Here is a 25,999-nt window from a genome sequence, read left to right on the forward strand (position 1 = left end):
CAAGCGATGAGCAGCACCGCCAGCAAGGTCGACTTTCGAACCGATCCCACCCAGTACCGTCATTGGCGCTTGTCGTTCGATGGCCCGGTCGCCACGCTGGCGATGGACGTGGCCGAGGACGGCGGCCTGCGCCCCGGCTACAAGCTCAAGCTCAATTCCTACGACCTGGGCGTGGACATCGAGCTGCACGACGCGCTGCAGCGCGTCCGCTTCGAGCACCCCGAGGTGCGCAGCGTGGTTGTCACCAGCATGAAAGACCGCATCTTCTGTTCGGGCGCCAACATCTTCATGTTGGGCCTGTCCTCGCACGCCTGGAAGGTCAACTTCTGCAAGTTCACCAACGAAACCCGCAACGGCATCGAGGACTCCAGCCGTCACAGCGGCCTGAAGTTCATCGCCGCGCTCAACGGCGCCTGCGCCGGCGGCGGCTACGAGCTGGCCCTGGCCTGCGACGAAATCCTGCTGATCGATGATCGCTCGTCCTCGGTCGCCTTGCCGGAGGTGCCGCTGCTGGGCGTGCTGCCCGGCACCGGCGGCCTGACCCGCGTCACCGACAAGCGCCGCGTGCGTCACGACCACGCCGACATCTTCTGCACCCTGGTCGAAGGCGTGCGCGGCCAGCGCGCCAAGGACTGGCGCCTGGTCGACGACGTGATCAAGCCGGCGCAGTTCGAGGCCGCGGTGCGCGAGCGCGCGTTGGCGCTGGCCGCCGGCAGCGACCGTCCGGCCGGCGAGGCGGGGGTGAACCTGACGCCGCTGGCGCGCGCGGAAAGCGCCGATGCCTTGGCCTACCGCTACGTCGACGTGCGGCTCGATCGCGCCAAGCGCCAGGCCACCTGGACGGTGCGCGCGCCGCAAGGCCCGGTCGAATCCGAACTGGCCGACATCCTGGCCGCTGGCGCGGCCTGGTGGCCGTTGCAGATGGCGCGCGAACTGGACGACGCCATCCTGTCGCTGCGCACCAATGAACTGGACATCGGCACCTGGATCTTCAAGACCGAGGGCGACGCGCAGGCGGTGCTGGCGGCCGATGCCGCGTTGCAACGCCACGCCGATCACTGGTTCGTGCGCGAAACCGCCGGCCTGCTGCGCCGCACGCTGGCGCGCCTGGACGTGACTTCGCGCAGCCTGTTCGCGCTGGTCGAGCCGGGCTCGTGCTTTGCCGGCACGCTGTTGGAACTGGCGTTGGCGGCCGATCGCAGCTACATGCTGGACAACGAGGGCGAAGAGGGCGACGCGGCGCATCTGATCCTGGGTGACACCAACTTCGGCGCCTACCCGATGGTCAACGGCCAGAGCCGCCTGCAACGCCGCTTCCACGAGGAAACGGCGCCCTTGGAAGCGGTGCGGGCCCGCGCCGGCCAGCCACTGGCCGCCCGCGAGGCGCTGGAACTGGGGCTGGTGACCTACGCGCCCGACAGTATCGACTGGGACGATGAAGTGCGCTTGATGTTGGAAGAGCGCCGCGCGCTGTCGCCCGACGCGCTCACCGGCCTGGAGGCCAACCTGCGCTTCGGCGGCCGTGAAACCATGGAAACGCGCATCTTCGGCCGCCTGACCGCCTGGCAGAACTGGATCTTCAACCGCCCCAACGCGGCCGGCGAGAAGGGCGCGCTCAAGCTGTACGGCAAAGGCGAACAGGCGGCGTTCGACTGGAACCGCGTCTGAGCGGCGGCGCACGTCCGCGCGCCGCAAGTCCCGCACCACACGGCGCCGGCCACCGCAGCGCGGCCGGCGCCCCACGTACCCGACGCCGCCACGACGCGGCCTTCCATCCAGGAGCAGAGACAATGTCAGGCATCAACTACAGCGACAGAATTCCCAACAACGTCAACCTGTCCGGCGACCGCACGCTGCAGCGCGCGCTGGAGCACTGGCAGCCCAACTACCTGCAATGGTGGCAGGACATGGGCCCGGACGGCTCGCACGGCTTCGATGTCTACCTGCGCACCGCCGTCAGTGTGGAACCCGATGGCTGGGCCCACTTCAACCACGTGCGCATGCCCGACTACCGCTGGGGCATTTTCCTGGCGCCGCAGGACAGCCAGCGCAAGATCCACTTCGGCGAAAACATGGGCCGCGACGTATGGCAGGACGTGCCGGGCGAACACCGCGCCAACCTGCGCCGCATCATTGTCACGCAGGGCGACACCGAGCCGGCCTCGATCGAGCAGCAGCGTCATCTGGGCCTGACCGCGCCGTCGCAGTACGACCTGCGCAACCTGTTCCAGATCAACGTCGAGGAAGGCCGCCACCTGTGGGCCATGGTCTACCTGCTGCACCGCTACTTCGGCCGCGACGGCCGCGAAGAGGCCGACGCGCTGCTGCAACGCACCTCCGGAGATTCCGACAACCCGCGCATCCTCGGCGCCTTCAACGAGAAGACGCCCGACTGGCTGGCGTTCTACATGTTCACCTACTTCACCGACCGCGACGGCAAGTTCCAGTTGTGCGCGCTGGCCGAATCCAGCTTCGATCCGCTGGCCCGCACCACCAAGTTCATGCTGACCGAAGAGGCGCATCACATGTTCGTGGGCGAATCCGGCATTTCGCGCGTGATCCAGCGCACCTGCGAAGTGATGAACCAGCTCAAAACCGACGACCCGGCCGCCGTGCGCGCCGCCGGCGTGATCGACCTGCCGACGATCCAGCGCTACCTGAACTTCCACTACAGCGTCACCATCGATCTGTTCGGCGCCGACCAGTCGTCCAATGCCGCGATCTTCTACGGCTCGGGCCTGAAGGGGCGCTACGAAGAGAGCAAGCGCAACGACGACCACCAGCTCAAGAACGACACCTACCGCGTGCTGTCGGTCGACCACGGCAAACTGCGCGAAATCGAAGTGCCGATGCTGAACGCGCTGAATGAAGTGCTGCGCGACGACTTCATCCGCGATTCGGTGGCCGGCATCGGCCGCTGGAACAAGGTGATCGAGAAGAGCGGCATCGCTTTCCGCCTGCAGGTGCCGCATAAGGCTTTCAACCGCCAGATCGGCACGCTGGCCGGCATCCGCATGTCGCCCGAGGGCGAGATCCTGTCCGAAGCGCAATGGCAGGCGCATCGCCACCAATGGCTGCCCACCCCTGAGGACCGCGCGTTCGTCGCTGCGCTGATGGGCCGCGTGACCGAGCCCGGCAAGTTCGCCAACTGGATCGCGCCGCCTGTCATGGGCATCAACCGCCAGCCCGTGAACTTCGAGTACGTTCGTTTCAACTAAGGCCGGGGCGGCGGCGCCCGGCGCCGCCGCCCGCGCAATCGGATGACCGCGATGAACGCCGCCCTGCCCGTAGCAGTCCTGAAGCAGCACCTGATCGATCCCGAGATCTGCATCCGCTGCAATACCTGCGAAGAAACCTGTCCCATCGACGCGATCACGCACGACAGCAACAACTACGTGGTCGACCCCGATATCTGCAACGGTTGCATGGCCTGCGTGCCGCCGTGCCCGACCGGCTCGATCGACAACTGGCGGCTGGTGGTGCGCAGCGACGCCTACTCGGTGCAGGACCAACTGGGCTGGGACGAACTGCCGCGCGAGCAACCCTTGCCGGACGCCTTGGCCGCCGCGCAGCCGGCCGTGGATGCGACCGTCGAGCCCGCGCCGGCCGCTTCGGCGGCAGCGCAGGCCGCCGTGACGCCTGGCGCCAGCGTGCCGCCCTGGTCCGCCGCGCATCCCTACGTCAATCTCTACACTCACAAGGCCCCGGTCACCGCCACCGTGGTCGGCAACTACCGCGTCACCGGCGCCGACACCGACAGCGACATCCATCACATCGTGCTGGACTTCGGCGAGCTGCCATTCCCGGTGCTGGAAGGCCAGTCCATCGGCATCCTGCCGCCCGGCACCGACGCCCAGGGCCGGCCGCACCACGCGCGCCAATACTCGCTGGCCAGCCCCCGAGATGGCGAGCGCGCCGGCTACAACAACCTGTCGCTGACGGTCAAACGCGTCACCCAAGACCACCAGGGACGGCCGGTCAACGGGGTGTGCTCCAACTACCTGTGCGACCTTGCCAAGAACGACACGGTGCAGGTGATCGGGCCGTTCGGCCATACTTTCCTCATGCCGAACCACCCGCGCGCCAACCTCATCATGATCTGCACCGGCACTGGCTCGGCGCCGATGCGCGCGATGACCGAGCGCTGCCGGCGCCGCATCGAGACGGGCGAGAACGGCCGCCTGATGCTGTTCTTCGGCGCCCGCACCGAACGCGAACTGCCGTACTTCGGCCCGCTGATGAAGCTGCCGCGCGACTTCATCGACATCAACCTGGCCCTGTCGCGCGAAGCCGGCCTGCCCAAGCGCTATGTCCAGGACCTGATCCGCGAACGCGCCGCCGACGTGCGCGACCTGCTGGCCGATCGCAATACCTGCATCTACGTCTGTGGCCTGAAGGGCATGGAAATCGGCGTACTGGACGCCTTGCGCGAGGTGACAGTGCAAGCGGGACAGGATTGGACTATCCTGCACGATGTGCTGCGCCGCGAGGGGCGGCTGCACTTCGAGACCTATTGAACGCGCGGCCGCCGCAAAGGCCGGCGTCGATCGGTCGCACACGCCAGGGGAAGTCCACCAATGAAGTTCGCTGATTTCAAGGACGGCATGCTGATCAAGGCCGGCCCGGTCACCATCACGGAAGCCGAAATCCTCGAGTTCGCCCGCAAGTACGATCCGCAGTGGTTCCACACCGACCTCAAGCGCGCCGCCGAAGGCCGCTGGGGCGGTCTCATCGCCAGTGGCTGGCATACCTGCGCGCTGGCCATGCGCATGGCGGTCGATGCCGCCTTGCACGATTCCGAATCGTTCGGTTCGCCCGGCCTGGGCGAAGTCCGCTGGCGCACGCCGGTGCGCCCCGGCGACCAACTGCGCCTGGAAGCCCGCGTGCAGGGCGTGCGCACCTCGTCATCGCGTCCCGACCTGGGCATCATCACCTGGGCCTGGACGGTGATCAACCAACACGACGAAGGCGTGCTGGAGCTGGACGCCACGAGCTTGTTCGATCTGTCGGGGGACTAGGCCGCTTCGGCGATCAGGGCCGCCGCATCGCCTTCAGGATATTCACTCCATCCGCCCCTGCCGCCGCTTCCCATTGTTTCACCGAATCCGCCGCCGCTTCCTTGAGCGCGCGGCGTACCGGCGTGGGCACCGCGGTATCGATGGTCACGCCGTTCTTGCGCATGTTGGCGTAGTTCTGCTGCAACCTGCCCTCGATGCGCTTCCATTGTTCGGCCTCGGTCTGCGCGGCCGCCTGGTCGATGGCCTTGCGCGAATTGGCGTCCAGCGCCTGGTAGGCCCCCAGGTTCATCGTCGCCACCGAAATCGGCATGGCGTAGTGGATCTCGGCAAAGCGCGGCAGGTGCTCCCATAGCTTGCGGCCGGCGCCGCCGTCGCCCGAGGACAGCACCGCGTTGACCTCGCCCGAGGCGATGCGCGGCATGGCGTCGGCGAACGAGATGTTCTGCGCGCGCGCGCCGGCCTTCTGCATCACGGCCTGCGAGGTCGCGTCGTAAGTGCGGATGCTCAGGGCCTTCAGGGCCGCCACGCTGTCGACTTTTTCCTTGGACCAGATGCCCGAGGCCGGCCAGGGCGTGGTGTAGAGCAGCTTCTGGCCATGCGCGGCCAGCAGTTTCTCGTAGGCCGGGCGCGCGGACTTGTTGAGCGCGCGGGCCTTGGCCAGCGAATCGGCCAGGAACGGTAGCGAGGACACGCCGAACAGCGGGTATTTCGTTGCCAGCGCGCCGGCGAAGGCGTCGCCGGCATCGACCTTGCGCGCCTGGACGGCATCGATCATGTCGCCCGACTTGATGCCGCGGGCGGCGTCGAAGCTGGTGTCGATCAGGACCTGGCCGCCGCTCTTGCTGCGCACCAGGTCGGCGAAGGTGGACACGCCTTGCCCCGGCATCGAAGTAGCGGGGTACTCGGTGGTCATGGTGAGGGTGGTGGCGGCGAATGCGCCGTGGCTGGCAAAGACGATGACGATACCGGCCCACAGGCGCAACGAGGGACTGCCGTGCATGCGCGACTCCTGGTCGTGACGAAAAATCCGGGGTCGGGCAGGCCGATGCAGCGGGCCGGCGCCAGGCCAATGCCGCACAGCGTACGGCAAGGGCCGCAAGCCGGCTAGTTCCTGATAACCCTAGGTCGCCATGGTGTCGTGGGTCCGCGCGGCGAACGCGCATTGCCGGGCCGGCCAGCCGGGCAATGCGCGCTTAGAACTTCAAGCTGGCGCTCAGCCCGTACGTGCGAGGGTCGCCGGCCTTGACGTAGTTGGGACTCTGGTACAGCCAGTAGCGCTTGTCCGCCAGGTTGTTGATGCCGGCCCGGAAGGTCGTCTCGTAGCCACGGATGCGGGTGTCGTAGGTGGCGCCGATGTTGACGATGGCGTAGCCGGGCACATCGATCTGATTGGCGGGATCGAGCATGGTCTTGCCGGTGTACTTGACGTCGGCGCGCAGCTTCAACCCTGGCAGATGCGGCACCGAGTACGCGACCTGCGCCGCCGCCACGAACCGCGGCGCGCCGGCCACGCGGTTGCCGCTGAAGCCGACGCCCTTGCGATACTCGGAATCCAGCAGCATCACGCTGCCGCCCACGTTCCAGTTCGTCGCGACGCGGGCGGAACCGGCCAGTTCCAGTCCCTGGTAGACCGACTTGCCATCCTGCACCAGCACGCGGTCGGCGTTCGAATACTCGGCCTTTTTCTCGATGCGGAACAGCGCCGCCGATGCCGCCCAGTCCTCCTGTTCGGTCTTGAGGCCAAGTTCATATTGCTTGCTTTTGAGCGGATCGAGCAGGGCGCCGTAGTTGGCATACTGCGTGCCGACCGAGGAGCCCGGCTCCAGCGACTCCATGTAGCTGGCGTAGGCCATGGCCTGCGGCGTGATCTTGAACATCAGCGCGACCGTGGGGGTGGGCACGCCGTTCTTCTGGTAGCGCGAGGTGCGGGTCCCGCTCGTGTCGAAGCCGGTCTGCTCGTAGTGGGTGTAGCGCACGCCGCCCAGCACCGACCAGCGTTCGGTCAGGTCCACCGTGTCGCTGGCGAACAGCGCCTTCTGGGTGATCTCGGCGGCGCGGTACAAGTGCAGGTTGCCGTCGCTGTAGTAGGTGTTGGTGTTCTGGATGCGCAGGTTGCCGGTGCCCATCAACTGGTACACGCCGTTGGCGCTGTAGTCGTTCTTCTGCTTCTGCCACGAGGCGCCCAGCACCACGTGGTGCCGCAGCGGACCGGTCGTGAACTTGCCCTCGGCCATGCCCTGCCATTGGTTGTACTGGTAGGCCTCGCCATAGTCGGAGCGGTAGTCGTCGTAGTCGCCGGCGCCATTGCGCAGCGTCAGCACGGACTCGTTGCGCCGCGTCCGCGTGGAGCTATAGCTGTAGCTGGTGCTGAATGTCCAGGCGTCGTTCAATTGGTACTTCAGGCCGGTGGCGTAGAAGCGGAAGTGGTTGTTGGCGTAGGGGCCTTCGCCCACCAGGGTGTCGCTGTTGCGCACGGTGCCGGGCAGTTTGCCGCCCGTCATGGCGCTGGTGGTGATGGTGGGTTCGATGCCGATCGCCTTGCGATCCTGGTAGATCGATTGGAAGTCCCAGGTCAGGCGCTCGCTCAGGCGCGCGTCCAGCGCCAGCGAAACGGAATCGCGGTAGAGCGAACCGTCGTTGTAGGTCTTGCCTTCCTCGTGGGTCGCGTTCAGGCGGTAGCCGAAGGCGCCGCTGGCGCCGGCACGGCCACCCAGGTCCACGTGTTCGCGCAGCAACCCCTTGGACACATAACCCAGGTCGATGGCGCGCACGGGCTCGTTGGTTGGCTTCTTGGTCACGTAATTGATCAGGCCGCCGGGCGTGCCGAAACCGTACATGAAGCCCGACGCGCCCTTGAGCAGATCGATCTGTTCGAAATGCTCGTAGGGCAGCGTGGTCACATAGCTCAGGAACGGTTTGCCGTCGATGCGGTAGGAGTTCTGCCAGTCCAGCGGCAAGCCGCGCACCGTCAGGTAGCTGGCCCAGGCGCCGTTGGCCGAGCTGTTGTCGGAGACCGAGGCGTCCAGCGCGAACACGTCGCCCAGCTTGCCGACTTGCCGTGCCTCCATATCCGCCGCCGTGACGACGGTGGTGGAGAAGGGGGTTTCCAGTTGGCTGCGGCTGCCCAGCGCGCCGCCGTTGACCGGGCGGTTCAGGTGGATCAGCGTGTCGTCAATCGCCGCGGCGTTCACCGTTACCGCCGGCAACTGTACGGCATCGGCGGATTGGGCCACCGCGCCGCTCGCGGGGGCCAGGCCCAGCGCCGTGGCCAGCAGGGCGGGCGTGAAAAAGGGACGTGGGCAGGGGAAGGGCTTCCCTGGGGCGGGGAACGGGCGGGCCAAGATGGGTCTCCAGCGGAAAGGGATGAATATTATTGGTGGCGCGAATCATTATCAATAATTATTTCTCGTTGTTGCTTCGGCGCCGCCTGGCCTGCGCTGGTCCCGCCCTGGACGCCCGCGCCAAAAAAAAACGCCCCTCGAAAGGGGCGCCCAATCTTCGCCACGCCGGCGAACCGCGCGTCGGGAGCAGAGCCGGGCTCCGTCCGCGCGGCGTACTGCAAATCAAATCAATAGAAGGCCTGGATGCCGGTCTGCGCGCGGCCCAGGATCAGGGCGTGCACGTCGTGGGTGCCTTCGTAGGTGTTGACCACTTCCAGGTTGACCAGGTGGCGGGCCACGCCGAATTCATCGGAGATGCCGTTGCCGCCCAGCATGTCGCGGGCCAGGCGGGCGATGTCCAGCGCCTTGCCGCAGGAATTGCGCTTCATGATCGAGGTGATCTCGACGGCGGCGGTGCCTTCGTCCTTCATGCGGCCCAGGCGCAGGCAGCCTTGCAGCGCCAGCGTGATCTCGGTCTGCATATCGGCCAGCTTCTTCTGGATCAGCTGGTTGGCGGCCAGCGGGCGGCCGAACTGCTTGCGATCCAGGGTGTACTGGCGGGCGGTGTGCCAGCAGGCTTCGGCGGCGCCGACCGCGCCCCAGGCGATGCCGTAGCGGGCCGAGTTCAGGCAGGTGAAGGGGCCCTTCAGGCCGGACACGCCGGGCATCATCTGGTCGGCGGACACTTCCACTTCGTCCATCACGATTTCGCCGGTGATCGAGGCGCGCAGGCCGACCTTGCCGTGGATCGCGGGGGCGGACAGGCCCTTGGTGCCTTTTTCCAGGATGAAGCCGCGGATCTTGCCGTCGAACTCGCCGCCGACGCACTTGGCCCACACCACGAACACGTCGGCGATGGGCGAGTTGGTGATCCACATCTTGTTGCCGGTCAGCTTGTAGCCGTCGGCGGTCTTGACCGCGCGCGTTTCCATGCCGCCGGGGTCGGAGCCGTGGTTGGGTTCGGTCAGGCCGAAGCAGCCGATCCACTCACCGCGGGCCAGCTTGGGCAGGTACTTCTGCTTTTGCGCTTCGCTGCCGAATTCGTTGATCGGCACCATCACCAGCGACGATTGCACGCTCATCATCGAGCGGTAGCCGGAGTCGATGCGTTCGACTTCACGGGCGATCAGGCCGTAGCTGACGTAGTTCAGGCCGGCGCCGCCGTATTCGGCGGGAATGGTGGCGCCCAGCAGGCCCAGCTCGCCCATTTCGGAGAAGATTTCCGGATCGGTCTTTTCGTTGCGGAAGGCGTTCAGCACGCGCGGAGCCAGCTTGTCCTGCGCATAGGCGTGGGCGGCGTCGCGCACCATGCGTTCTTCTTCGGTGAGCTGCTGGTCCAGCAACAGGGGGTCTTGCCAATGGAACGAGGGATTCGAGGACATGCTGGGTCTCCGCTATGGATTTCCGTTTTCGGAATCTGGAAAGTTTAAACCTAAAATAATTGGCGCGGCAACCCGGGGTTTACACGACGCGCGCGGGCGCGTCGCCGTGGGTTGCCGCCGCCCCGGGTATCAGTGCTGGGCCTTGAGCGCCGCGTCGCGGATCTTGTCCAGCGTGGTCGACGGCGTGATCGTCTGCGGATCGATGAAGCAGTGCAGGATGGCCGGCTTGCCGCTGGCCAGCGCGCGTTCGAAGGCCGGGGCGAATTGTTCGGTGGTCTCGACGCGTTCGCCGTGGCCGCCGAAGGCGCGGGCGTAGTCGGCGAAGTCCGGGTTCTTCAGCTCGGTGGCGGAAATGCGCCCGGGGTAGTGCTTTTCCTGGTGCATGCGGATGGTGCCGTACATGCCGTTGTCGACCAGCACCACGATGATGGGCAGGTCGTACTGCACGGCGGTGGCGAATTCCTGGCCATGCATCAGGAAGCAGCCGTCGCCGGCGAAGCACACCACGGTCTTGTCGGGCCAGACGCGCTTGGCGCCCACGGCCGCCGGCAGGCCGTAGCCCATCGAGCCCGAGGTCGGCGCCAGCTGCGTGCCGAAGCGCGTGAAGCGGTGGAAGCGGTGCAGCCAGGTGGCGTAGTTGCCGGCGCCGTTGGTCATGATGGCGTCGGCCGGCAGGGTCTTTTCCAGGTAGGCCATGACCTGGCCCATCTGCAGCGCGCCGGGGGTGGTGATGGTGGCGGGGTCGCTCCACTTCAGGTACGACGCGCGCATGGCCTGCGTGCCTTCGGCCCAGGCCGGCTGGGCGGGCGCCTTCAGGCCGGCCAGCGCCGCGGCGAAGGCGGCCGGCGAGGTGTTGATGGCCAAGGTCGGGCGGTACACGCGGCCCAGTTCGGCGGCGTCCGGATGCACGTGCACCAGCTTCTGCCTGGGCACCGGGATGTCCAGCAAGGTATAGGCCTGGCTGGGATTTTCGGACATACGGCCGCCGACCAGCAGCACCAGGTCGGCGTCGGCCACGCGCTTGAGCAGCGCCGGGTTGATGCCCAGGCCGACGTCGCCGATGAAGCACGGATGGTCGGCGGGGAATAGCATCTGGCGTCGGAACGACACCGCGGTGGGCAGCGCATGGCGCTGCGCGAAATCGGCGAACTGCTGCACCGCGCGGGCGTCCCAGCGCGTGCCGCCGAGAATCGCGACGGGGTTCTTGGCCTGCGCCAGCAGTTGTTCCAGGTCGGCCAACTGGCCGGCGGTGGGAGCGGAGTCGATGACCTCGTAGCGCGGCGCGTCGGCCACCTGGGCGGCTTCGACCAGCATGTCCTCGGGCAGCGCGATCACCACCGGGCCGGGACGGCCCGAGGTGGCGATGTGGAAGGCGCGCGAGATCAGTTCGGGGATGCGTTCGACCTGGTCGATCTCGGTGACCCACTTGGCCTGCGTGCCGAAGACGGCGCGGTAGTCCATTTCCTGGAAGGCTTCACGCTCGCGCATGCCGCGCTCGATCTGGCCGACGAACAGGATCATCGGGGTCGAGTCCTGCTTGGCGATATGCACGCCGGCCAGCGCGTTGGAGGCGCCCGGGCCGCGGGTCACCATGCAGATGCCGGGTTCGCCGGTCAGCTTGCCATGGGCGTCGGCCATCATGGCCGCGCCGCCTTCCTGGCGGCAGACCGTGACCTTGATATCGGCGTCGTGCAGGCCGTCCAGCACCGCCAGATAGCTCTCGCCGGGAACGCAGAAAACGTGTTTGACGCCTTGGGCGACGAGCTGGTCGACCAGGATGTGGCCGCCGAGGCGGGATGCTTGCTGGGACATGGTGGGTGTCAGGATGAGCCGAGATTAAGACCCCCGAGCATAATGTTCCTTGATCGCACAAAGCAATTGATAAAATTGCACAATCTATTGAGCCGCCGGCACGACCCGGCGCCAGGCGCCACGCGGCGCCCGGCGGCGGTTTCCGGCTTTGTTGCGTCCCTGGATCCATGAGAAACGGCATCCCCAATCTGAGCGCCCTGCAGGCCTTCGAGGCATCGGCCCGGCTGGGCAGTTTTTCGCGGGCGGCCGAGGAACTGGCGTTGACCCACAGCGCCGTCTACCGGCAGGTGGCCAGCCTGGAGGCGCGGCTAGGGGTGCAATTGTTCACCCGGGTGCGGCGGCGCATCGTCCTGACCGACCACGGCGCGGAATATGCGGGACGCATCCGGCACCATCTCGACCAGATCGAGAAAGACACCTTCGGCCTGGTCAGCCGCACCGGCATGGGCCGCAGCATCCACATCGCCGTGGTGCCGACCCTGGCCACCACCTGGCTGATCCCGCGGCTGGCGGATTTCCAGCGCGCGCAACCGGACATCACCGTCAGCCTGTCGGTGCGCACGCTGCCATTCCAGTTCAAAGACCAGCCGTTCGACGGCGCCCTCTACCACGGCGACACGCTGTGGCCGGGCACCCAGGGCGTGCTGCTGTTTCCGGAGCGCGAGCTGGTGCCGGTCTGCGCGCCCCAACTGGCGGCCCGCGTGACCGAGGCCGGAGCCGGCGCGCTGACCGGAATGACCCATCTGCATCTGAGCTCCCGCCCGGACGCCTGGCGCCAGTGGTACGGCGCCAACAGCTACCTGTATGGCCCGCAGGCCGCCGGCGGGCCGCGCTACGAGTTGTTCACCATGGTGATGGCGGCGGTGCAGGCCGGGCTCGGCGTGGGCCTGATGCCGCGTTTTCTGGCGCAGCCGGCGCTGGACCAGGGCACGCTGGCGATGCCGGTGCCGCAGTCGCTGACGGTCAGCCAGGGTTATTACTTCGGTTATCCGCAGCGCAGCGACCGCTCCGAGGCGCTGAAACTGTTCGAGGCCTGGCTCAAGTCGGCCGCCGCTCCCCTTTCCTGACGCATCGCATCCCATGCCCGACGCCCACCCGCCGCTCGCTTCCCAGGCCGACATCGACGCATTCATTGACGCCGTCTGGCTCGAGGACGGGCTCTCGGCCAACACCCTGGCGGCCTATCGGCGCGACCTGACCGGTTTCGCGCGCTGGCTCGAAGACCCCGAGGCCTACGCCCGCGAGATGGCCGGCCGTTACGGCGATGCGGCCGCGGCGCACGCCTTGCCGGCCGGTCCCGCCAAGGCGTTGGCCGAGGCCGATAAGGCCGACATCGAAGCCTGGTTCGCCTTCCGCCATGAGGAAACCCGCGCCACCACCGCCAACCGCCGCCTGGCCGCGCTGCGGCGCTTCTACGCCTGGGCCTTGCGCGAGCACCGCGCCGCGCGCGACCCCTGTCTCACGTTGGTGGCCGCCAAGCAACCACCGCGCCTGCCCAAGACGCTGTCCGAACAGCAGGTCGACGCGCTGTTGCGCGCGCCCGACCTGAAGCAGCCGCGCGGCCTGCGCGATCGCGCCATGCTGGAAACGTTGTACGCCACCGGCCTGCGCGTGTCCGAGCTGGTCGGCCTGCGAGCGCTGGACGTGAGCCTGAACGAGGGTGTGGTGCGCGTGGTGCTGGGCAAGGGCGGCAAGGACCGCCTGGTGCCGCTGGGCGCGGAGGCGGCGCACTGGATCGACCAGTACATGAAGATCGCGCGCCCCGAACTGGCCGCCGGCCGCGTCAGCGACGCGCTCTTCATCACTGGCCGCGCCGAGGCCATGTCGCGCCAGGCGTTCTGGCAACTGGTGAAGAAATACGCGGTGCTGGCGGGCGTGCACGCGCCGCTGTCGCCGCATGTGCTGCGCCACGCTTTCGCCACCCATCTGCTGAATCACGGCGCCGACCTGCGCGTGGTGCAGATGCTGCTGGGCCACGCCGACATCTCCACGACGCAGATCTACACCCACGTGGCGCGCGAACGCCTGAAGGCGTTGCACGCCGCGCATCACCCGCGCGCTTGACGCCGGCGTTTGCGCGCCGTCGTCCGCCTGCCTACACTTTTGCCTTCGCCATCCACCGCACAGCCATGAGCAAAGCCCGCCACGTCTCCGAAACGCCCGCCACCCAGTTCCTCAAGCAGCACAAGGTGGCGTACACCGAGCACACCTACGACTACGTTGACCACGGCGGCGCTGGCGAGGCCGCGCGCCAGCTTGGGCTGGATCCGCACGCGGTGGTCAAGACGCTGGTGATGGAAGACGAAGCGGCCAAGCCGCTGATCGTGGTGATGCATGGCGACCGCGAAGTCTCCACCAAGAACCTGGCGCGCCAGGCCGGCCTGAAGAAGGTCGAACCGTGCAAGCCCGAAGTCGCGCAACGCCATTCCGGTTTTCAGGTGGGCGGCACTTCGCCGTTCGGCACGCGCAAGAAGATGCCGGTGTGGGTCGAGGCCGAGGTGTTGCAGTACCCGGTGGTCTACATCAACGGCGGCCGCCGTGGTTACCTGGTCGGTATCGACCCGAACGTGCTGGTGAGCCTGCTGGGCGCCAAGCCGGTGACGGTGGCGCTGGAATAAGGGTCGGCACCGTCCCAGGGTATCGCCGGCCGCGTGGTATCCCGTTACCACCCCGGCGCGCGCCGGCGGGGGCACAATGGTCGCAGAACATCAAGAACCGGCCGCCCGATCCGCGGGCCCCACAGCCGGCGATTCCCCCATCCCCAGGAGACAATCATGAGCAAAAGACTATTGATGCTGGTCGGCGATTACGCCGAGGACTACGAAACCATGGTGCCGTTCCAGACGCTGCTGGCGGTGGGCCATACGGTGCACGCGGTCTGCCCCGGCAAGAAGTCCGGCGAGAGCATCGCCACCGCCATCCACGACTTCGAGGGCGCGCAGACCTACAGCGAAAAGCGCGGCCACAATTTCGCGCTGAACTACGACTTCGATCGCGTCGAGGCGGGTTCCTATGACGGCCTGGTGATCCCGGGCGGCCGCGCGCCGGAATACCTGCGCCTGAACGAAAAGGTGCTGGAGATCGTGCGCGCCTTCGACCAGGCCAAAAAGCCGATTGCCGCCGTCTGCCATGGCGCCCAGTTGCTGGCGGCGGCGGGCATCCTGGAAGGCCGCACCTGCTCGGCCTATCCCGCGTGTGCGCCGGAAGTGCGGCTGGCCGGCGGCACCTATGCCGAGATCGGCATCGACCAGGCCTATACCGATGGCAACCTGGTGACGGCGCCGGCCTGGCCCGCGCATCCGGCGTGGCTGGCGCAGTTCCTGGCCGTGCTCGGCACCAAGATCACGCCTTGAGGCGCTACGCGCGCGGCGCGGGTCATGCCGCGCCGGCGCTGCAACGCAAAGGCGCCTGCCGTGGCAGGCGCCTTTTGCATGGCGCGACGGAAATTACGCCGCCATGTCCAGCACGATGCGGCCTTCGATCTGGCCCCGGCGCATGCGCTCGAACACGCTGTTGATGTTCTCCAGCTTCTCGGTGGCGACGGTGGCGTGCACCTTGCCTTCGGCGGCGAACTGCAGCGATTCCTGCAGATCCAGGCGCGAGCCCACGATCGAGCCGCGCACGGTCACGCCGTTGAGCACCATGTCGAAGATCGACAGCGGGAAGTCGCCGGGCGGCAGTCCGTTGAGCGCCACCGTGCCGCCGCGCCGCACCATGCCCAGCGCCTGCTCGAAGGCCTTGGGCGAAACCGCGGTGATCAGGGCGCCATGAGCGCCGCCAATCTCCTTCTTCAGATACGCTGCCGGATCGGTGGTCTTGGCATTCACCACCACCTCGGCGCCGAGGCGCTTGGCAAAGGCCAGTTTGTCGTCATCGATGTCCACCGCCGCCACGTTCAGGCCCATGGCGCGCGCATACTGCACCGCCATGTGGCCCAGGCCGCCAATGCCGGAGATCACGACCCAATTGCCCGGCCGCGTGTCGGTCATCTTCAGTCCCTTGTAGACGGTGACGCCCGCGCACAGTACCGGCGCGATGTCGACGAAGCCCACGTTCTTCGGCAACAGGCCCACGTAGTCGGCCGCCGCCAGCGCGTACTCGGCGAAGCCGCCGTTGACGGAATAGCCCGCGTTCTGCTGCTGTTCACACAGCGTTTCCCAGCCGCCCAGGCAATGCTCGCAATGCCCACAGGCGGAATACAGCCATGGAATGCCGACGCGATCGCCTTCCTTGACGTGCGTCACGCCTTCACCCACCGCCACCACGTGACCCACGCCTTCGTGACCAGGAATGAACGGCGGATTCGGCTTGACCGGCCAGTCGCCCTCGACCGCGTGCAGGTCGGTGTGGCAGACGCCGCAGGCTTCGATCTTCACCAGCAGTTCGCCGGCGCCGGGGCGCGGCACGTCGACTTCTTCGATTTCCAGGGGTTTGCCGAATGCGCGAGCCACCGCGGCCTTCATGGTTTTGTTCATTGCTACCTCCGAAGTCAGATCAGTCTTAGCATGCTCGGATGGGGACGCGTCCGAGACCTTGATTTATATCAACGGGGTCGGGCAAGGGGCGCCGCGAGAAACTTATCGTTGCAGAAAGGCGGCCCTGGCCCCTCGGGCGCGTCTCTTGCCGGGCCGGCGGCTATCGTCGTACAGTGGCCCGCAGGCATCATGTCCGCACCAGGAGCGCCCATGTGTGAAATCTTCATCCGCGCAAGCGAACAGTCCTACGCGCCCGAGACCCGTTCCCTGCGCCTGCATGGCGCGGCCACCAGCCTGCGGCTCGAACGCCTGTTCTGGCAGGTGCTGGAAGAGATCGCGGCGCGCGACGGCATGCGGGTGACGCAACTGATCGAGCGCCTCTACGACGAATTGGTGGAATACCGCGGCGAGGCCGCCAATTTCACCTCGTTCCTGCGCGTGTGCTGCCTGCGCTACCAGCTGCTACAGGCCGAAGGCCGCATTCCGGCAGACGCGGCGGTGCCGATCCGCTCGCTCAACGCCAAGGCGGTGCTGGAAGGCCTGCCGCCTTCGATGTACGACCCGCAGCCGTTGCGGCCGAAACGGCCGGTCGCGGCATAGCCGCGCCACGCTCGCGCCGCGGACGAAAAAAAAGCCCGATCCTGGATCGGGCTTTTTCATTGACGGGCGCCGCGCGGATCAGCCGCCGGGCTGGGCCGAGGCCATGGCCACCTCGCTTTGCACGATGCGGCGGATGCGCACGGCGTCGCCGATGCGCGAGAGCTTGCCTTGCGAGTCCAGCAGCACGATCGCCAGGTCGCGGCCATTGATGCGGGCCAGCATCACCAGGCACTCGCCGGCTTCGTTGATGTAGCCGGTCTTGGAGACCTTGATGTCCCAGTCGGGCTTGCGCACCAGCAGGTTGGTGTTGCGGAAGGTCTGCGTGCGGTTGTTGATCTCGACGTCGTACTCGGTGTCGGTGGAGTAGCGGTGGATGAGCGGGCGCTGCGACGCGGCGCGCAGCAGGCGGGCCAGATCGTGCGGCGACGACACGTTGTCGCTGGACAGGCCGGTCGGCTCGATGAAGTGGGTGCTGGTCATGCCCAGCGACCGCGCCTTGGCGTTCATGGCGGCCACGAAGGCGGGCAGGCCGCCCGGGTAATTGCGGCCGAGCGCGTTGGCGGCGCGGTTTTCCGAGGACATCAGCGCCAGGTGCAGCATATCGCCGCGCGACAACTTGGTGCCCACGCGCAGGCGCGAGGTCGTGTGCTTGAGGCCGTCGATATCTTCATCGGTGATCTCGAGCATTTCGTCCATCGGCTGGTTGGCGTCCACCACCACCACCGCGGTCATCAGCTTGGAGATCGAGGCGATGGGGCGCACCACGTTCTCGTTCTTGGCGAAGATCACCGTGGACGTGGCCAGGTCCTGTACGTAGGCGGTGCTGGAGCGCAGCGCGGCGGCTTCGGCGCGCACCGACACCGCGGGCGGCGGCATGGCGGCGGCTTGGGCCGCTGCCGCCGTGCGCTGCGCGCGCGACGGCTTGTTCGGCTTGCCGTTCTTGCCGACGGCGCCCTTCTTGGAGGCGGTCTGTTGGGCGACGGCCTGCCTGCCGCCCTTGGGCGGGGCCTTGTTGCCGGCGGCCTGCTTGGGCGTGCCCTTGGCCGCGGCCTGCTTGCCGGCGGCACCCTTGGGGGAAGATTTGGCGGCGGCCGATTTCGGCGCGGCCTGCTTACCGGCGGCGGCCTTGGGCGCGCCCTTGGCCGCGCTTTGCTTGGGGGCGGCGGCCTTGTTGGCGGGGGCCGGGGCTTTCTTGGCTTGTTGCGCCTTGCAAGCGGCCGACTTGGCGTTGGTCTTGCAAGGGTCGGTATTCTTCGCGGCGAGCGCGGCGGAGGGCAGGAGCGCGCACATCGCCAGCGCCGCCGGCGCTACCGCGTTCGCAATTGCACGTTTCCAGTTAAATGCCATGGTTTGAGCAGGCTTGTCAGTCTGTGAAGAATTGTTTCCCCGGTCGGGTTGCCGACGGTTCGGGAAAAGTCCAGATGAATTAGGGGCTTACGCGTCGAATTTAAACAGTAATTTCAAGTGGTGCGCAAGGCGATTCGCTATGTTCGCCTGAAAAAATATTGGGGTTGTATTGACGGATGGCGTATTCGTCACCAAACGCGTCCCGAGACGCTACCGTCGCGTGGCGCGTGAGCGTAGCCCGGATTAACCCTCATCTGGCTGAAAGCGTGGGATTTTCTTGCGCCGGCCGGCGCAGTCGCGGCCGGGGAGGGTGGCCTCGCCGGGTGGAATCGAACCACCAATTGACCCTTAGGAGGGGCCGGTTATATCCATTTAACTACGGCGAGACGGTGCGGGCGGCGGGGGCCGGCGGTCGCAGGGGCCTGAACCCGGAGGCCTCGGCAGGCCCGAGGCGGGGCGCCCGCGCCTTGATGCTAGTGCCTTGATATTCCAGGGAAAGACCCGGGGCGCAAGTGTATCACCATTGGTTGGTGACCATAAGCGCGGCAGGGCGCAGTCTATCAGGTGCGGATCGCCCGCGCCCAGGCGTGGCGGGCGGGATGCGGCGACAGGCCTGCGGCGACCAGAAAAAATAGTGGATTAAATCAACTATCTGCCCTATATTGCCTGCCATGGCCGGATCAGGTGCGCCCCGCACGGTCGGCCCGATACCGAGAACATCCAGGAGCAGGCATGACCCCGACTTTCCACACGATCCTGCTGGACGTGCAGGACCGTGTCGCCACGGTGACGTTGAACCGGCCCGACAGCCGCAACGCGCTCAATTCCCTAATGTGCGCCGAGTTGGTGCAGGCCATGCAGCGGCTGGCGGACGATCCGGACGCGCACGTGGTGCTGATCGCGGCGGCGGGTGCGGCGTTTTGCGCCGGCGCCGACCTGAAAGAGCGCAAGACCATGTCGACCGCCGAGCTGACGGCGCGCCGGGTGCAGGGCTTTGCCGCCTATGCCGCCATCGAGCGCATGCCGCAGCCGGTGATCGCGGTGGTGCAGGGCGCCGCATTCGGTTCCGGTTGTGAGATCGCCGCGGCCTGCGACTTCGTGCTGGCGTCGTCCGATGCCACCTTCTGCTATCCGGAAGTGGGCTGGGGCACCGTCGGCGCCACGCAGCGCCTGCCGCGCATCGCCGGCGCCCGCAAGGCCAAGGAATTGCTGTTCACCGGCCGCCGCTTCGACGCGGCCGAAGCGCGCGAGATCGGCCTGGTCAACCAGGTGCATGCGCCCGAGGCGCTGGTGCCCGAGGCCGCGCGGATGGCGGCGGCAATCGCGCGCGCCGCGCCGCTGACCGTCAGGCTGACCAAGCGCAGCATCGACCAGGGCCTGGCGACGACACGCGAAGGCGCGATGGCGATCGAGTTGCTGGCCATCGAGGAAAACCTGCGCGGCACCGACTGGAAACAGGCCATCGCCGGCTTCGGCGCGGCGGGAGACCCGGCATGATCGACCCGGCGATCCTGTCGCGGGCGCTGGCGCGCCAGGTGAGCGCACGCGCCAGCGCCGAAGCGTTTGTCGCGCCCGGCGAACGCCACACTTGGGCGGCGCTGCAACAAGGCGCGCGCCGCATCGCCCTGGGCCTGCATGCGGCCGGTGTGCGGCGCGGTGATCACGTCGGTGTGCTGCTGGGCAATGGCGGCACCTGGGTACAGGTGTTCTACGCCTGCGCCCTGCTCGGCGCCGTGACGGTGCCGGTCAATACGCGCTTCAAGACCGACGAACTGGCGTTCTGCTTGAAGCAGGCCGACGTCCAATTGCTGCTGACCGCCGACACGTTCCTGGGCATCGACTTTCTCGATCTGCTGACGCAGGTCGAGCCGGCGCTGGAGACCGCCTTGCCCGGCCAGGCCCTGCCGTTGCTGCGGCGCGTGGTGGTGCTGGGCGAGCGCTGTCCCAAGGGCGCGCAATCGTGGCAGGACTTCCTGCGGGCCGGCGCGGCGGTCGATGAGGATGAACTCGACGCGGCCATGCGGGCCGTGGTGCCGGACGACGTACTGTTGATCCAATACACCTCGGGCACCACCTCGTTTCCCAAGGGCGTGATGCTCACGCACGCCAACATGCTGACCAACGCCTGGGCCGCGGCGCAGCGTATCGGTGTGCGGCCCGGCGATCGCTACTTCAGCATCCGGCCGTATTTCCATGTGGCCGGCACCACCTTGTCGATCCTGGTTAGCCTGATGACCGGCTGCTGCCTGTTGACGCTGCCGAAGTTCGACGTGGCCGAGGCATTGCGCATGCTGGACGAGGAACGCTGCACGCTGACTTCCGGCAACGACACCATCTTCCTCATGCTGATGGGGCATCCGGAATTCGACCGCAGCCGCATCCACCTGCGCGGCGGCTGGGCCGCCGCCGGCCCGCAGGTGATGAGCAAGATTCGGGATGTGATGGGTGTGCCCGGCATCTGCAACGCCTACGGCCAATCCGAGGCCTCGCCCAACATCACGCTGTCGGCGCACGACGACCCGTTCGAACTGCGCGCCATGGGCTGGGCGCTGCCGCATCCGGGCATGCAGGTGCGGGTGGTGGACCCGGGCACGGGCGTGCCGCTGCCGGCCGGCATGCAGGGCGAGATCCAGGCGCGCGGCTGGAGTGTGATGAAGGGCTACTACAAGATGCCCGAGGCCACCGCCCGCGCGCTGGGCGCGGATGGTTGGCTCAGCACCGGCGACCTGGGCGAAATGGATGCGCAAGGCCGTCTGCGGATGGTCGGTCGCCTCAAGGACATGTTCCGCGTGGGCGGCGAGAACGTCGCGCCCGCCGAAGTGGAAGAGACCCTGCATGGCCACCCCGCCGTGCGCATGGCGCAGGTGGTGGGCGTGCCGGACGCGCGGCTGGGCGAAGTGCCGGCGGCGTTCGTGCTGCTCAAGGACGGCCAGCGCTGCTCGCCGGACGAGCTGACCGCCTGGTGCAAGGCGCGTTGCGCCAATTTCAAGGTGCCGCGCTATGTCGAGATCGTCGATAGCTTCGAGCATATCGGCATGACCGGCAGTTCCAAGGTACAGAAGAACAAGCTGCGCGCCCATGCGCTGGCGCGGTTCGGGCTGGAGCAACAGGCATGAGCGCGCGCGACGTGGTGCTGTGCGAATGCTTTGCGCGCGATGGCCTGCAGCACGAGCCCGATTTCATCGACACCGCGGTCAAGGTCGACTTGATCGACCGTTTCGCCGGGCTGGGATTCGAGCGGGTCGAGGCGACCTCGTATTCCAATCCCAAGGTGGTGCCGCAATTTGCCGACGCCAGCGAGCTGCTGGCGGCGCTGCCGCGCCGCGCGGGCGTCTGGTACAAGGCCACCTGCGCCAACGCGCGCGCCGTCGAGCGGGCGCTGGCTGACCTGGACGCCGGCCTCGGCGCCAACGAGATCAGCCTGCTGGTTTCGGCCAGCGAATCGCATTCGACGCGCAACCTCAAGCGCGAGCGCGCCGCGCAATGGGACAACATCGCCGCGATGGCGCGATTGGCGAATGGCCGCTTCCGGCTGATCGGCACGATCTCGGTGGCCTTCGGCTGCCCGTTCGAGGGCGCGGTCGACCCGGACGCGGTCATGGCCGACGTGCGCCGTTTCGCCGCCCTGGGCGTGGGCATCGTGACGCTGGGCGACACCACCGGCATGGCCACCCCGGCGGCGGTGCGCGGCCTGTATGGCCGCATGGCGCGCGAGGCGCCCGAGGTGACGCCGGTGGCGCATTTTCACGACACGCGCGGTACCGGCCTGGTGAACTACGTGGCGGCGCTGGAGGCAGGGGTGACCCATTTCGATTGCGCCTTTGGCGGCGTCGGCGGACATCCTGCCAAGGTGCGTTATGGCGGCGGCCATACCGGCAACGTGGCCACTGAAGACCTGGTCAACCTGTTCGAGTCCATGGGGGTGCGCACCGGCCTGGATCTGCCGGCGCTGGCGGCGGTCTCGGCGCGCTGCCAGGAGGTGCTGGGACACGCGCTGCACAGCCGGGTGGCGCAAAGCGGGTTGAATCCGCTGATCGGCGTGGCCGCGGGAGCGGCCGCATGAGGACCGCGCGCCGCCTTTGTATATCATGCGGGCAGTGGCGCGCGCCGAGCGCGCGCGCCGCGTTTTTCCGCATTTGACGAGTCCGCCATGGCCACCCGCACCGCACCCAAGTCCGCTCCCGCCGCGCGTCCTGAACCCCGCGCATTGAAGCAACTGTTCTCGTACCGCCTGAACCGGCTGGCCTATGTGTCCAGCCGCATCGCCGCCGGTTTGAACGAAAGCCGCTACGGTGTCGGCCCGCGAGAATGGCGCATCATCGCGTTGCTGGGCGCCGCGCCGGACATGTCGCTCAACGCCGTCGCGCGCGAGGCCAACATCGACAAGAGCCAGGCCAGCCGCACGGTGTCCGAGCTGATCGAGCGCGGTCTGATCCAGCGCAGCGCCGACAGCCAGGACGGCCGTGGCGTCAGCCTGGATCTGACGCGCGCCGGCCGCGCGCTGTACGACGAAATGTTCCCGGCCGCGGTCGAGCGCAACGAGCGCATGCTGTCGGTGCTGTCGGACGCCGAGCGCGAGGCCATGGAACGCATGCTGGACAAGCTGACGGCGCACGCGCTGGAAATGTTGAACGACTGCAAGGCGGAGGTGCCGGCGCGTCGCGGGCGCGGCGTGCAGCCGCGCTGAATGCGTGGGGCGGCGCCTTGCGCCTTTTTTTACTTTTATTGTTGATTTAATCAATCAATTTACGCATCGTCATTGCAAGAGGATATTCCTGATGTCGGAACTGATCATCGAAGACCTGGGCGCCGTCCGGCTGCTGCGCCTGAACCGCCCGGAAAAGCACAACGCCCTGAACACCGCGTTGACCACGGCGCTGTTGGAAGCGCTGCGCCAGGCGGACCGCGACGAGTCCGTGCGCGCGGTGGTGCTGACGGGCAATGGCAAGTCGTTCTGCGCCGGCGCCGATACCACCGAATTCTCGGCGCTGACGCCGGAACAGCCGGACGCGGTGCTGCGCCGCGCCGACCTGACGACCGATCTGCACCTGGTGTTCTCGCGCATGGCCAAACCGGTCATCGGCGCGGTGCACGGTAATGCGCTTGGCGGTGGCGCCGGCCTGGCGCTGGCCTGCGACCTGACGGTGATGGCCGAGGACGCGCGCTTCGGCTATCCGGAATTGCGCCACGGCATCGTGGCCGCCGTGGTCATGGCCAACCTGGTGCGGCAAGTGGGCCGCAAGCATGCCTTCGAGCTGGTGGCGATGGCCGAACCCGTCGACGGCGCGCGCGCGTCGCAGTTGGGCATCGCCAACCGCGTGGTTCCCGCCGCGCTAGTGCTGGACGCCGCGCTGGCAATGGCGCAGCGCCTGGCCGGCTGGGAACCCGCGGCCATGGGCCTGACCAAGCGCGCCTTCCACCGCGCGGCCGACCTGGGATTGGCCGAGGCGCTGGGCGTGGGCCGCGACGCCAACGTCATCATGCGCGGCTTCCGTCAGGGAGCGGCGCGATGAGGCCGCTGGAGGGCGTCACTATCCTGGACCTGTCGCGCGTGCTGGCGTGCCCGTTCGCATCGATGATCCTGGCCGAACTGGGCGCCGAGGTCATCAAGGTCGAACAGCCTGGCGGCGGCGACGAGACGCGCGGCTTCGAGCCCAAGGTGCGGGGCGAAGGCGGCACCGAGTCGGCCTACTACCTGGCGTTCAACCGCAGCAAACAGTCGGTCACGGTGAACTTCCGCCACGCCGAGGGCCAGGCGTTGATCCGGCGCCTGGCGCAGACCTGCGACGTGGTGGTCGAGAATTTCCCGGTGGGCACGCTGGCCAAGTATGGGCTGGACCGCGACCACATCGCGCCAGACAACCCCGGCCTGATCTATTTCTCGTGCACTGGCTTCGGCATGACCGGGCCGTACGCGCCGCGCAAGGGCTATGACACCGTGTTCCAGGCCATGGGCGGCATCATGAGCCTGACCGGCGAGCGGGGCGGCGGTCCGGTCAAGCCGGGCCTGCCGGTGAGCGACCTGACCTCGGGGCTGTGGGCCGCCATCGGCATCCTGTCGGCGCTGGTGGGGCGCGCGCGCTCAGGGCACGGCTGCCACATCGACTTCTCCATGCTGGACGGCCAGGTCGGCCTGCTGTCGCTGGCGGCCGCGCGTTATTTCGCGTTGGGCGAAGTGCCGCCGCGCCTTGGCACCGAACATCCCGGCCGGGTGCCGTCGGCCGCCTTCGAATGCGGCGATGGCCGCTGGGTGCAAATCACGGGCAGCGACCAGCATTGGAAGCCGCTGTGCGAGGCGCTCGACCTGCCGCAATGGGCCGACGATCCGGAACTGGCGCGCAACGCCGTGCGCGTGGCGCGCCGCGAGGAAGTCATGGCCGGCCTGTCCGCCGCCGCCGCCCGGCTGACCCGCGACGAACTGTGCCGCCGTTGCGACGCGCGCGGCGTGCCGGCCGGCCCGATCCTTGACGTGGAGGAGATCCTGCACAACGAACACGTGCTGGCGCGCGGCATGGTGGCCAGCTACGAGCATCCCGCCATCGGCCGCTTCGGCGCGGTGCCGGTGCCGTTCAAGTTCCACGGCTTCGACGATCCGCGGCTGCAGCGGCCGCCCTTGCTTGGCGAGCACACCGATGGCGTGCTGGCCGGCCGGCTGGGGCTGTCGCCCGCGCAGATCGAGGCGTTACGCGCGCAGGGCGCGATCTAGCCGGCCGGGGCGAGATGCCCCGGAAGGTCATCCCTCGCACAACACCACGCATAAAACACAATATTCCAGGAGACAAACCATGAAGATTCTGAAGCGCCTGCTGTGCGGCGCGGCGGTGGCGGGCGCGCTGTGCGCGTCGGCCGTCGCCGCCGATGCCTATCCCTCGCAACCGATCACGCTGGTCAACCCTTACGCCGCCGGCGGTCCCGCCGATGTGCTGGGGCGGGCCCTGGCGCGCGAGCTGGAAAAGCAACTGGGCAAGCCCGTCATCGTCGAGAACAAGGCCGGCGGCGGCGCGGCCATTGGCGCCAACTTCGTCGCGCGCGCCAAGCCGGACGGCTACACGCTGCTGCTCGGTACCTCGGCCGCCCACGTCGTGACGCCGCTGATGCAGCAGACGCCCTACGACGGCATCAAGGACTTCGCTTTCGTCTCGATCGTTGCCAACCAGCCCAACATGCTGGTGGTGCGGCCCACGCTCAAGGCCGACAGCGTCGAACAATTAATTGCGATGGCGCGCAAGGAGCCGGGCCGCATCAACTATGCGTCGGCCGGGCCGGGCAGCTCGCCGCATCTGGGCGCCGAACTGTTCCGCGAACGCGCCGGCGTGGACATCGTCCACATCCCCTACAGCGGCGCGGCGCCGGCCATCAACGACCTGGTGGGCGGGCAGGTGGACATGGCGGTGCTGAACCTGGCCGCCAGCCTGCAGTTCATCCGCAGCGGCCGCCTGAAGGCGCTGGCTTACGCCAACGGTCATCGCTCGCCGTTGCTGCCGGACGTGCCGACGCTGGCCGAATCCGGCGTGAAGGGCGCGGAATCGGCGTCCTGGTACAGCCTGGCCGCGCCCAAGGGCACGCCGCCGGAAATCCTGCGGCGCCTGAACGACGCGGTGGCCAAGGTCAACGCCAATCCCGAATACAGCAAGCTGATGCAAGCGCAGGGCGTGGACCTGTGGAACATGACGCCGCAGCAAGCCACCGCCTTCGTGGAGCAAGACCAGGCCGCCATGCGCAAACTGGTGCAGGCGGCGGGGCTGATGAAGAAATAGGATGAATCCCGCGGCTGTGATGGCGCTTTGCAGCCCTCGATGGATCCTGAGGTTCGCCATCGAGGACTACTGGCGCCTGGCCGGCAAAAAGCGAAGTATCGTCAGCGCGCTGTCGATGCCCGGCCTGGCCGACACCGAACTCGATGCCCCCCGCTCACCCGAATTGCCCGTCCCGCGGACGTCCAATGATGTTCCTGCTGGATACCAACGTGGTTGCCGAACTGCGCC

The 25,999-nt window shown here is 67.6% G+C and carries 22 protein-coding genes and 1 tRNA gene; 16 read left to right on the forward strand and 7 right to left on the reverse strand.

Annotated features, from left to right (window positions below; translation table 11 throughout):
- The first annotated feature begins 6 nt into the window (after positions 1-6).
- From boxC to ACN6O8_RS23215, 4 genes are all read left to right on the forward strand, one after another.
- Complete coding sequence (gene boxC / locus ACN6O8_RS23200; RefSeq protein WP_427993333.1) at positions 7-1,668, forward strand: 2,3-epoxybenzoyl-CoA dihydrolase; 1,662 nt, start codon at positions 7-9, stop codon at positions 1,666-1,668.
- A 122-nt stretch (positions 1,669-1,790) separates the two neighbouring features.
- Entirely contained in the window at positions 1,791-3,218 is a 1,428-nt protein-coding gene (boxB, locus tag ACN6O8_RS23205) for a benzoyl-CoA 2,3-epoxidase subunit BoxB (protein ID WP_427993334.1), read from the forward strand.
- Between the two features lie 51 nt (positions 3,219-3,269).
- Positions 3,270-4,517 carry a benzoyl-CoA 2,3-epoxidase subunit BoxA gene (boxA, locus tag ACN6O8_RS23210; protein WP_427993335.1) on the forward strand — a complete coding sequence of 416 codons (1,248 nt, stop codon included), beginning with the start codon at positions 3,270-3,272 and terminating at the stop codon, positions 4,515-4,517.
- Positions 4,518-4,577: 60 nt separating this feature from the next.
- Complete coding sequence (locus tag ACN6O8_RS23215) at positions 4,578-5,018, forward strand: MaoC family dehydratase (protein ID WP_054417183.1); 441 nt, start codon at positions 4,578-4,580, stop codon at positions 5,016-5,018.
- Positions 5,019-5,031: 13 nt separating this feature from the next.
- Here ACN6O8_RS23215 and ACN6O8_RS23220 read toward each other — a convergent pair whose 3' ends face one another.
- From ACN6O8_RS23220 to ACN6O8_RS23235, 4 genes are all read right to left on the reverse strand, one after another.
- A complete protein-coding gene (locus ACN6O8_RS23220) occupies positions 5,032-6,018 on the reverse strand; it encodes a TRAP transporter substrate-binding protein (RefSeq protein ID WP_427993336.1) in 987 nt (328 codons plus the stop codon).
- A 193-nt stretch (positions 6,019-6,211) separates the two neighbouring features.
- Complete coding sequence (locus tag ACN6O8_RS23225) at positions 6,212-8,359, reverse strand: TonB-dependent siderophore receptor (RefSeq protein WP_427993337.1); 2,148 nt, start codon at positions 8,357-8,359, stop codon at positions 6,212-6,214.
- A 227-nt stretch (positions 8,360-8,586) separates the two neighbouring features.
- Positions 8,587-9,780: an acyl-CoA dehydrogenase gene (locus ACN6O8_RS23230; protein ID WP_427993338.1), complete on the reverse strand. Its 1,194-nt coding sequence runs from the start codon at positions 9,778-9,780 to the stop codon at positions 8,587-8,589.
- 129 nt (positions 9,781-9,909) lie between these two features.
- Complete coding sequence (locus tag ACN6O8_RS23235) at positions 9,910-11,592, reverse strand: thiamine pyrophosphate-binding protein (protein WP_427993339.1); 1,683 nt, start codon at positions 11,590-11,592, stop codon at positions 9,910-9,912.
- A 167-nt stretch (positions 11,593-11,759) separates the two neighbouring features.
- On the opposite strand from ACN6O8_RS23235, the gene ACN6O8_RS23240 reads away from it, so the two are divergent.
- From ACN6O8_RS23240 to ACN6O8_RS23255, 4 genes are all read left to right on the forward strand, one after another.
- The gene (locus tag ACN6O8_RS23240) at positions 11,760-12,659 is read left to right on the forward strand and encodes a LysR substrate-binding domain-containing protein (protein WP_427993340.1); all 900 of its coding nucleotides are present in this window, start codon (positions 11,760-11,762) and stop codon (positions 12,657-12,659) included.
- Between the two features lie 13 nt (positions 12,660-12,672).
- A complete protein-coding gene (xerD, locus tag ACN6O8_RS23245) occupies positions 12,673-13,656 on the forward strand; it encodes a site-specific tyrosine recombinase XerD (protein ID WP_427993341.1) in 984 nt (327 codons plus the stop codon).
- A 65-nt stretch (positions 13,657-13,721) separates the two neighbouring features.
- A complete protein-coding gene (ybaK, locus tag ACN6O8_RS23250) occupies positions 13,722-14,210 on the forward strand; it encodes a Cys-tRNA(Pro) deacylase (protein WP_427993342.1) in 489 nt (162 codons plus the stop codon).
- A 156-nt stretch (positions 14,211-14,366) separates the two neighbouring features.
- Positions 14,367-14,945 (forward strand): DJ-1/PfpI family protein, encoded by a 579-nt coding sequence (locus ACN6O8_RS23255; protein WP_427993343.1) that lies wholly within the window; start codon positions 14,367-14,369, stop codon positions 14,943-14,945.
- 93 nt (positions 14,946-15,038) lie between these two features.
- On the opposite strand, the gene adhP is transcribed toward ACN6O8_RS23255, so the two are convergent.
- Positions 15,039-16,067, reverse strand: a complete 1,029-nt coding sequence (gene adhP / locus ACN6O8_RS23260) for an alcohol dehydrogenase AdhP (RefSeq protein ID WP_427993344.1) — start codon at positions 16,065-16,067, stop codon at positions 15,039-15,041.
- Positions 16,068-16,277: 210 nt separating this feature from the next.
- Between adhP and ACN6O8_RS23265 the strand changes: the two genes are divergently transcribed.
- Complete coding sequence (locus tag ACN6O8_RS23265) at positions 16,278-16,667, forward strand: ribbon-helix-helix domain-containing protein (RefSeq protein WP_427993345.1); 390 nt, start codon at positions 16,278-16,280, stop codon at positions 16,665-16,667.
- A 78-nt stretch (positions 16,668-16,745) separates the two neighbouring features.
- Here the strand turns inward: ACN6O8_RS23265 and pbpG are convergent, their stop codons facing one another.
- Positions 16,746-17,957, reverse strand: a complete 1,212-nt coding sequence (pbpG, locus tag ACN6O8_RS23270) for a D-alanyl-D-alanine endopeptidase (protein WP_427993346.1) — start codon at positions 17,955-17,957, stop codon at positions 16,746-16,748.
- Positions 17,958-18,325: 368 nt separating this feature from the next.
- A tRNA-Arg gene (locus ACN6O8_RS23275) sits at positions 18,326-18,400 on the reverse strand.
- A 346-nt stretch (positions 18,401-18,746) separates the two neighbouring features.
- On the opposite strand from ACN6O8_RS23275, the gene ACN6O8_RS23280 reads away from it, so the two are divergent.
- The 7 genes from ACN6O8_RS23280 to ACN6O8_RS23310 all read left to right on the forward strand — a co-directional run bounded on the left by ACN6O8_RS23280 (position 18,747) and on the right by ACN6O8_RS23310 (position 25,771).
- Complete coding sequence (locus ACN6O8_RS23280; RefSeq protein WP_427993347.1) at positions 18,747-19,511, forward strand: enoyl-CoA hydratase/isomerase family protein; 765 nt, start codon at positions 18,747-18,749, stop codon at positions 19,509-19,511.
- The gene (locus ACN6O8_RS23285) at positions 19,508-21,130 is read left to right on the forward strand and encodes an AMP-binding protein (RefSeq protein WP_427993348.1); all 1,623 of its coding nucleotides are present in this window, start codon (positions 19,508-19,510) and stop codon (positions 21,128-21,130) included. The genes ACN6O8_RS23280 and ACN6O8_RS23285 overlap by 4 nt, the downstream gene beginning before the upstream one ends.
- Entirely contained in the window at positions 21,127-22,077 is a 951-nt protein-coding gene (locus ACN6O8_RS23290) for a hydroxymethylglutaryl-CoA lyase (RefSeq protein ID WP_427993349.1), read from the forward strand. The genes ACN6O8_RS23285 and ACN6O8_RS23290 overlap by 4 nt, the downstream gene beginning before the upstream one ends.
- An 87-nt stretch (positions 22,078-22,164) precedes the next feature.
- On the forward strand, positions 22,165-22,701 hold the full coding sequence (locus ACN6O8_RS23295) for a MarR family winged helix-turn-helix transcriptional regulator (protein WP_427993350.1): 537 nt from the start codon (positions 22,165-22,167) through the stop codon (positions 22,699-22,701).
- Between the two features lie 91 nt (positions 22,702-22,792).
- On the forward strand, positions 22,793-23,527 hold the full coding sequence (locus tag ACN6O8_RS23300) for an enoyl-CoA hydratase/isomerase family protein (RefSeq protein WP_427993351.1): 735 nt from the start codon (positions 22,793-22,795) through the stop codon (positions 23,525-23,527).
- Positions 23,524-24,720, forward strand: coding sequence for a CaiB/BaiF CoA transferase family protein (locus tag ACN6O8_RS23305; RefSeq protein WP_427993352.1), 1,197 nt, complete (start codon positions 23,524-23,526; stop codon positions 24,718-24,720). The genes ACN6O8_RS23300 and ACN6O8_RS23305 overlap by 4 nt, the downstream gene beginning before the upstream one ends.
- A gap of 79 nt (positions 24,721-24,799) precedes the next feature.
- Complete coding sequence (locus ACN6O8_RS23310; RefSeq protein WP_427993353.1) at positions 24,800-25,771, forward strand: Bug family tripartite tricarboxylate transporter substrate binding protein; 972 nt, start codon at positions 24,800-24,802, stop codon at positions 25,769-25,771.
- The last annotated feature ends 228 nt before the right edge of the window (positions 25,772-25,999 follow it).

The organism is Achromobacter sp., from assembly GCF_050285565.1.
Lineage (GTDB): Bacteria > Pseudomonadota > Gammaproteobacteria > Burkholderiales > Burkholderiaceae_B > Achromobacter.

Excerpts from the sequence above, each read along its gene's own strand:
- pbpG (WP_427993346.1), bottom strand. The coding sequence starts at position 17,957 with ATGTGCGCGCTCCTGCCCTCCGCCGCGCTCGCCGCGAAGAATACCGAC.
- boxC (WP_427993333.1), top strand. The coding sequence starts at position 7 with ATGAGCAGCACCGCCAGCAAGGTCGACTTTCGAACCGATCCCACCCAG.
- ACN6O8_RS23285 (WP_427993348.1), top strand. The coding sequence starts at position 19,508 with ATGATCGACCCGGCGATCCTGTCGCGGGCGCTGGCGCGCCAGGTGAGC.
- ACN6O8_RS23230 (WP_427993338.1), bottom strand. The coding sequence starts at position 9,780 with ATGTCCTCGAATCCCTCGTTCCATTGGCAAGACCCCCTGTTGCTGGAC.
- ACN6O8_RS23300 (WP_427993351.1), top strand. The coding sequence starts at position 22,793 with ATGTCGGAACTGATCATCGAAGACCTGGGCGCCGTCCGGCTGCTGCGC.
- ybaK (WP_427993342.1), top strand. The coding sequence starts at position 13,722 with ATGAGCAAAGCCCGCCACGTCTCCGAAACGCCCGCCACCCAGTTCCTC.
- ACN6O8_RS23265 (WP_427993345.1), top strand. The coding sequence starts at position 16,278 with ATGTGTGAAATCTTCATCCGCGCAAGCGAACAGTCCTACGCGCCCGAG.
- ACN6O8_RS23255 (WP_427993343.1), top strand. The coding sequence starts at position 14,367 with ATGAGCAAAAGACTATTGATGCTGGTCGGCGATTACGCCGAGGACTAC.
- ACN6O8_RS23295 (WP_427993350.1), top strand. The coding sequence starts at position 22,165 with ATGGCCACCCGCACCGCACCCAAGTCCGCTCCCGCCGCGCGTCCTGAA.
- boxA (WP_427993335.1), top strand. The coding sequence starts at position 3,270 with ATGAACGCCGCCCTGCCCGTAGCAGTCCTGAAGCAGCACCTGATCGAT.
- ACN6O8_RS23240 (WP_427993340.1), top strand. The coding sequence starts at position 11,760 with ATGAGAAACGGCATCCCCAATCTGAGCGCCCTGCAGGCCTTCGAGGCA.
- ACN6O8_RS23290 (WP_427993349.1), top strand. The coding sequence starts at position 21,127 with ATGAGCGCGCGCGACGTGGTGCTGTGCGAATGCTTTGCGCGCGATGGC.
- ACN6O8_RS23235 (WP_427993339.1), bottom strand. The coding sequence starts at position 11,592 with ATGTCCCAGCAAGCATCCCGCCTCGGCGGCCACATCCTGGTCGACCAG.
- ACN6O8_RS23305 (WP_427993352.1), top strand. The coding sequence starts at position 23,524 with ATGAGGCCGCTGGAGGGCGTCACTATCCTGGACCTGTCGCGCGTGCTG.
- xerD (WP_427993341.1), top strand. The coding sequence starts at position 12,673 with ATGCCCGACGCCCACCCGCCGCTCGCTTCCCAGGCCGACATCGACGCA.
- adhP (WP_427993344.1), bottom strand. The coding sequence starts at position 16,067 with ATGAACAAAACCATGAAGGCCGCGGTGGCTCGCGCATTCGGCAAACCC.
- boxB (WP_427993334.1), top strand. The coding sequence starts at position 1,791 with ATGTCAGGCATCAACTACAGCGACAGAATTCCCAACAACGTCAACCTG.
- ACN6O8_RS23215 (WP_054417183.1), top strand. The coding sequence starts at position 4,578 with ATGAAGTTCGCTGATTTCAAGGACGGCATGCTGATCAAGGCCGGCCCG.
- ACN6O8_RS23280 (WP_427993347.1), top strand. The coding sequence starts at position 18,747 with ATGACCCCGACTTTCCACACGATCCTGCTGGACGTGCAGGACCGTGTC.
- ACN6O8_RS23310 (WP_427993353.1), top strand. The coding sequence starts at position 24,800 with ATGAAGATTCTGAAGCGCCTGCTGTGCGGCGCGGCGGTGGCGGGCGCG.
- ACN6O8_RS23220 (WP_427993336.1), bottom strand. The coding sequence starts at position 6,018 with ATGCACGGCAGTCCCTCGTTGCGCCTGTGGGCCGGTATCGTCATCGTC.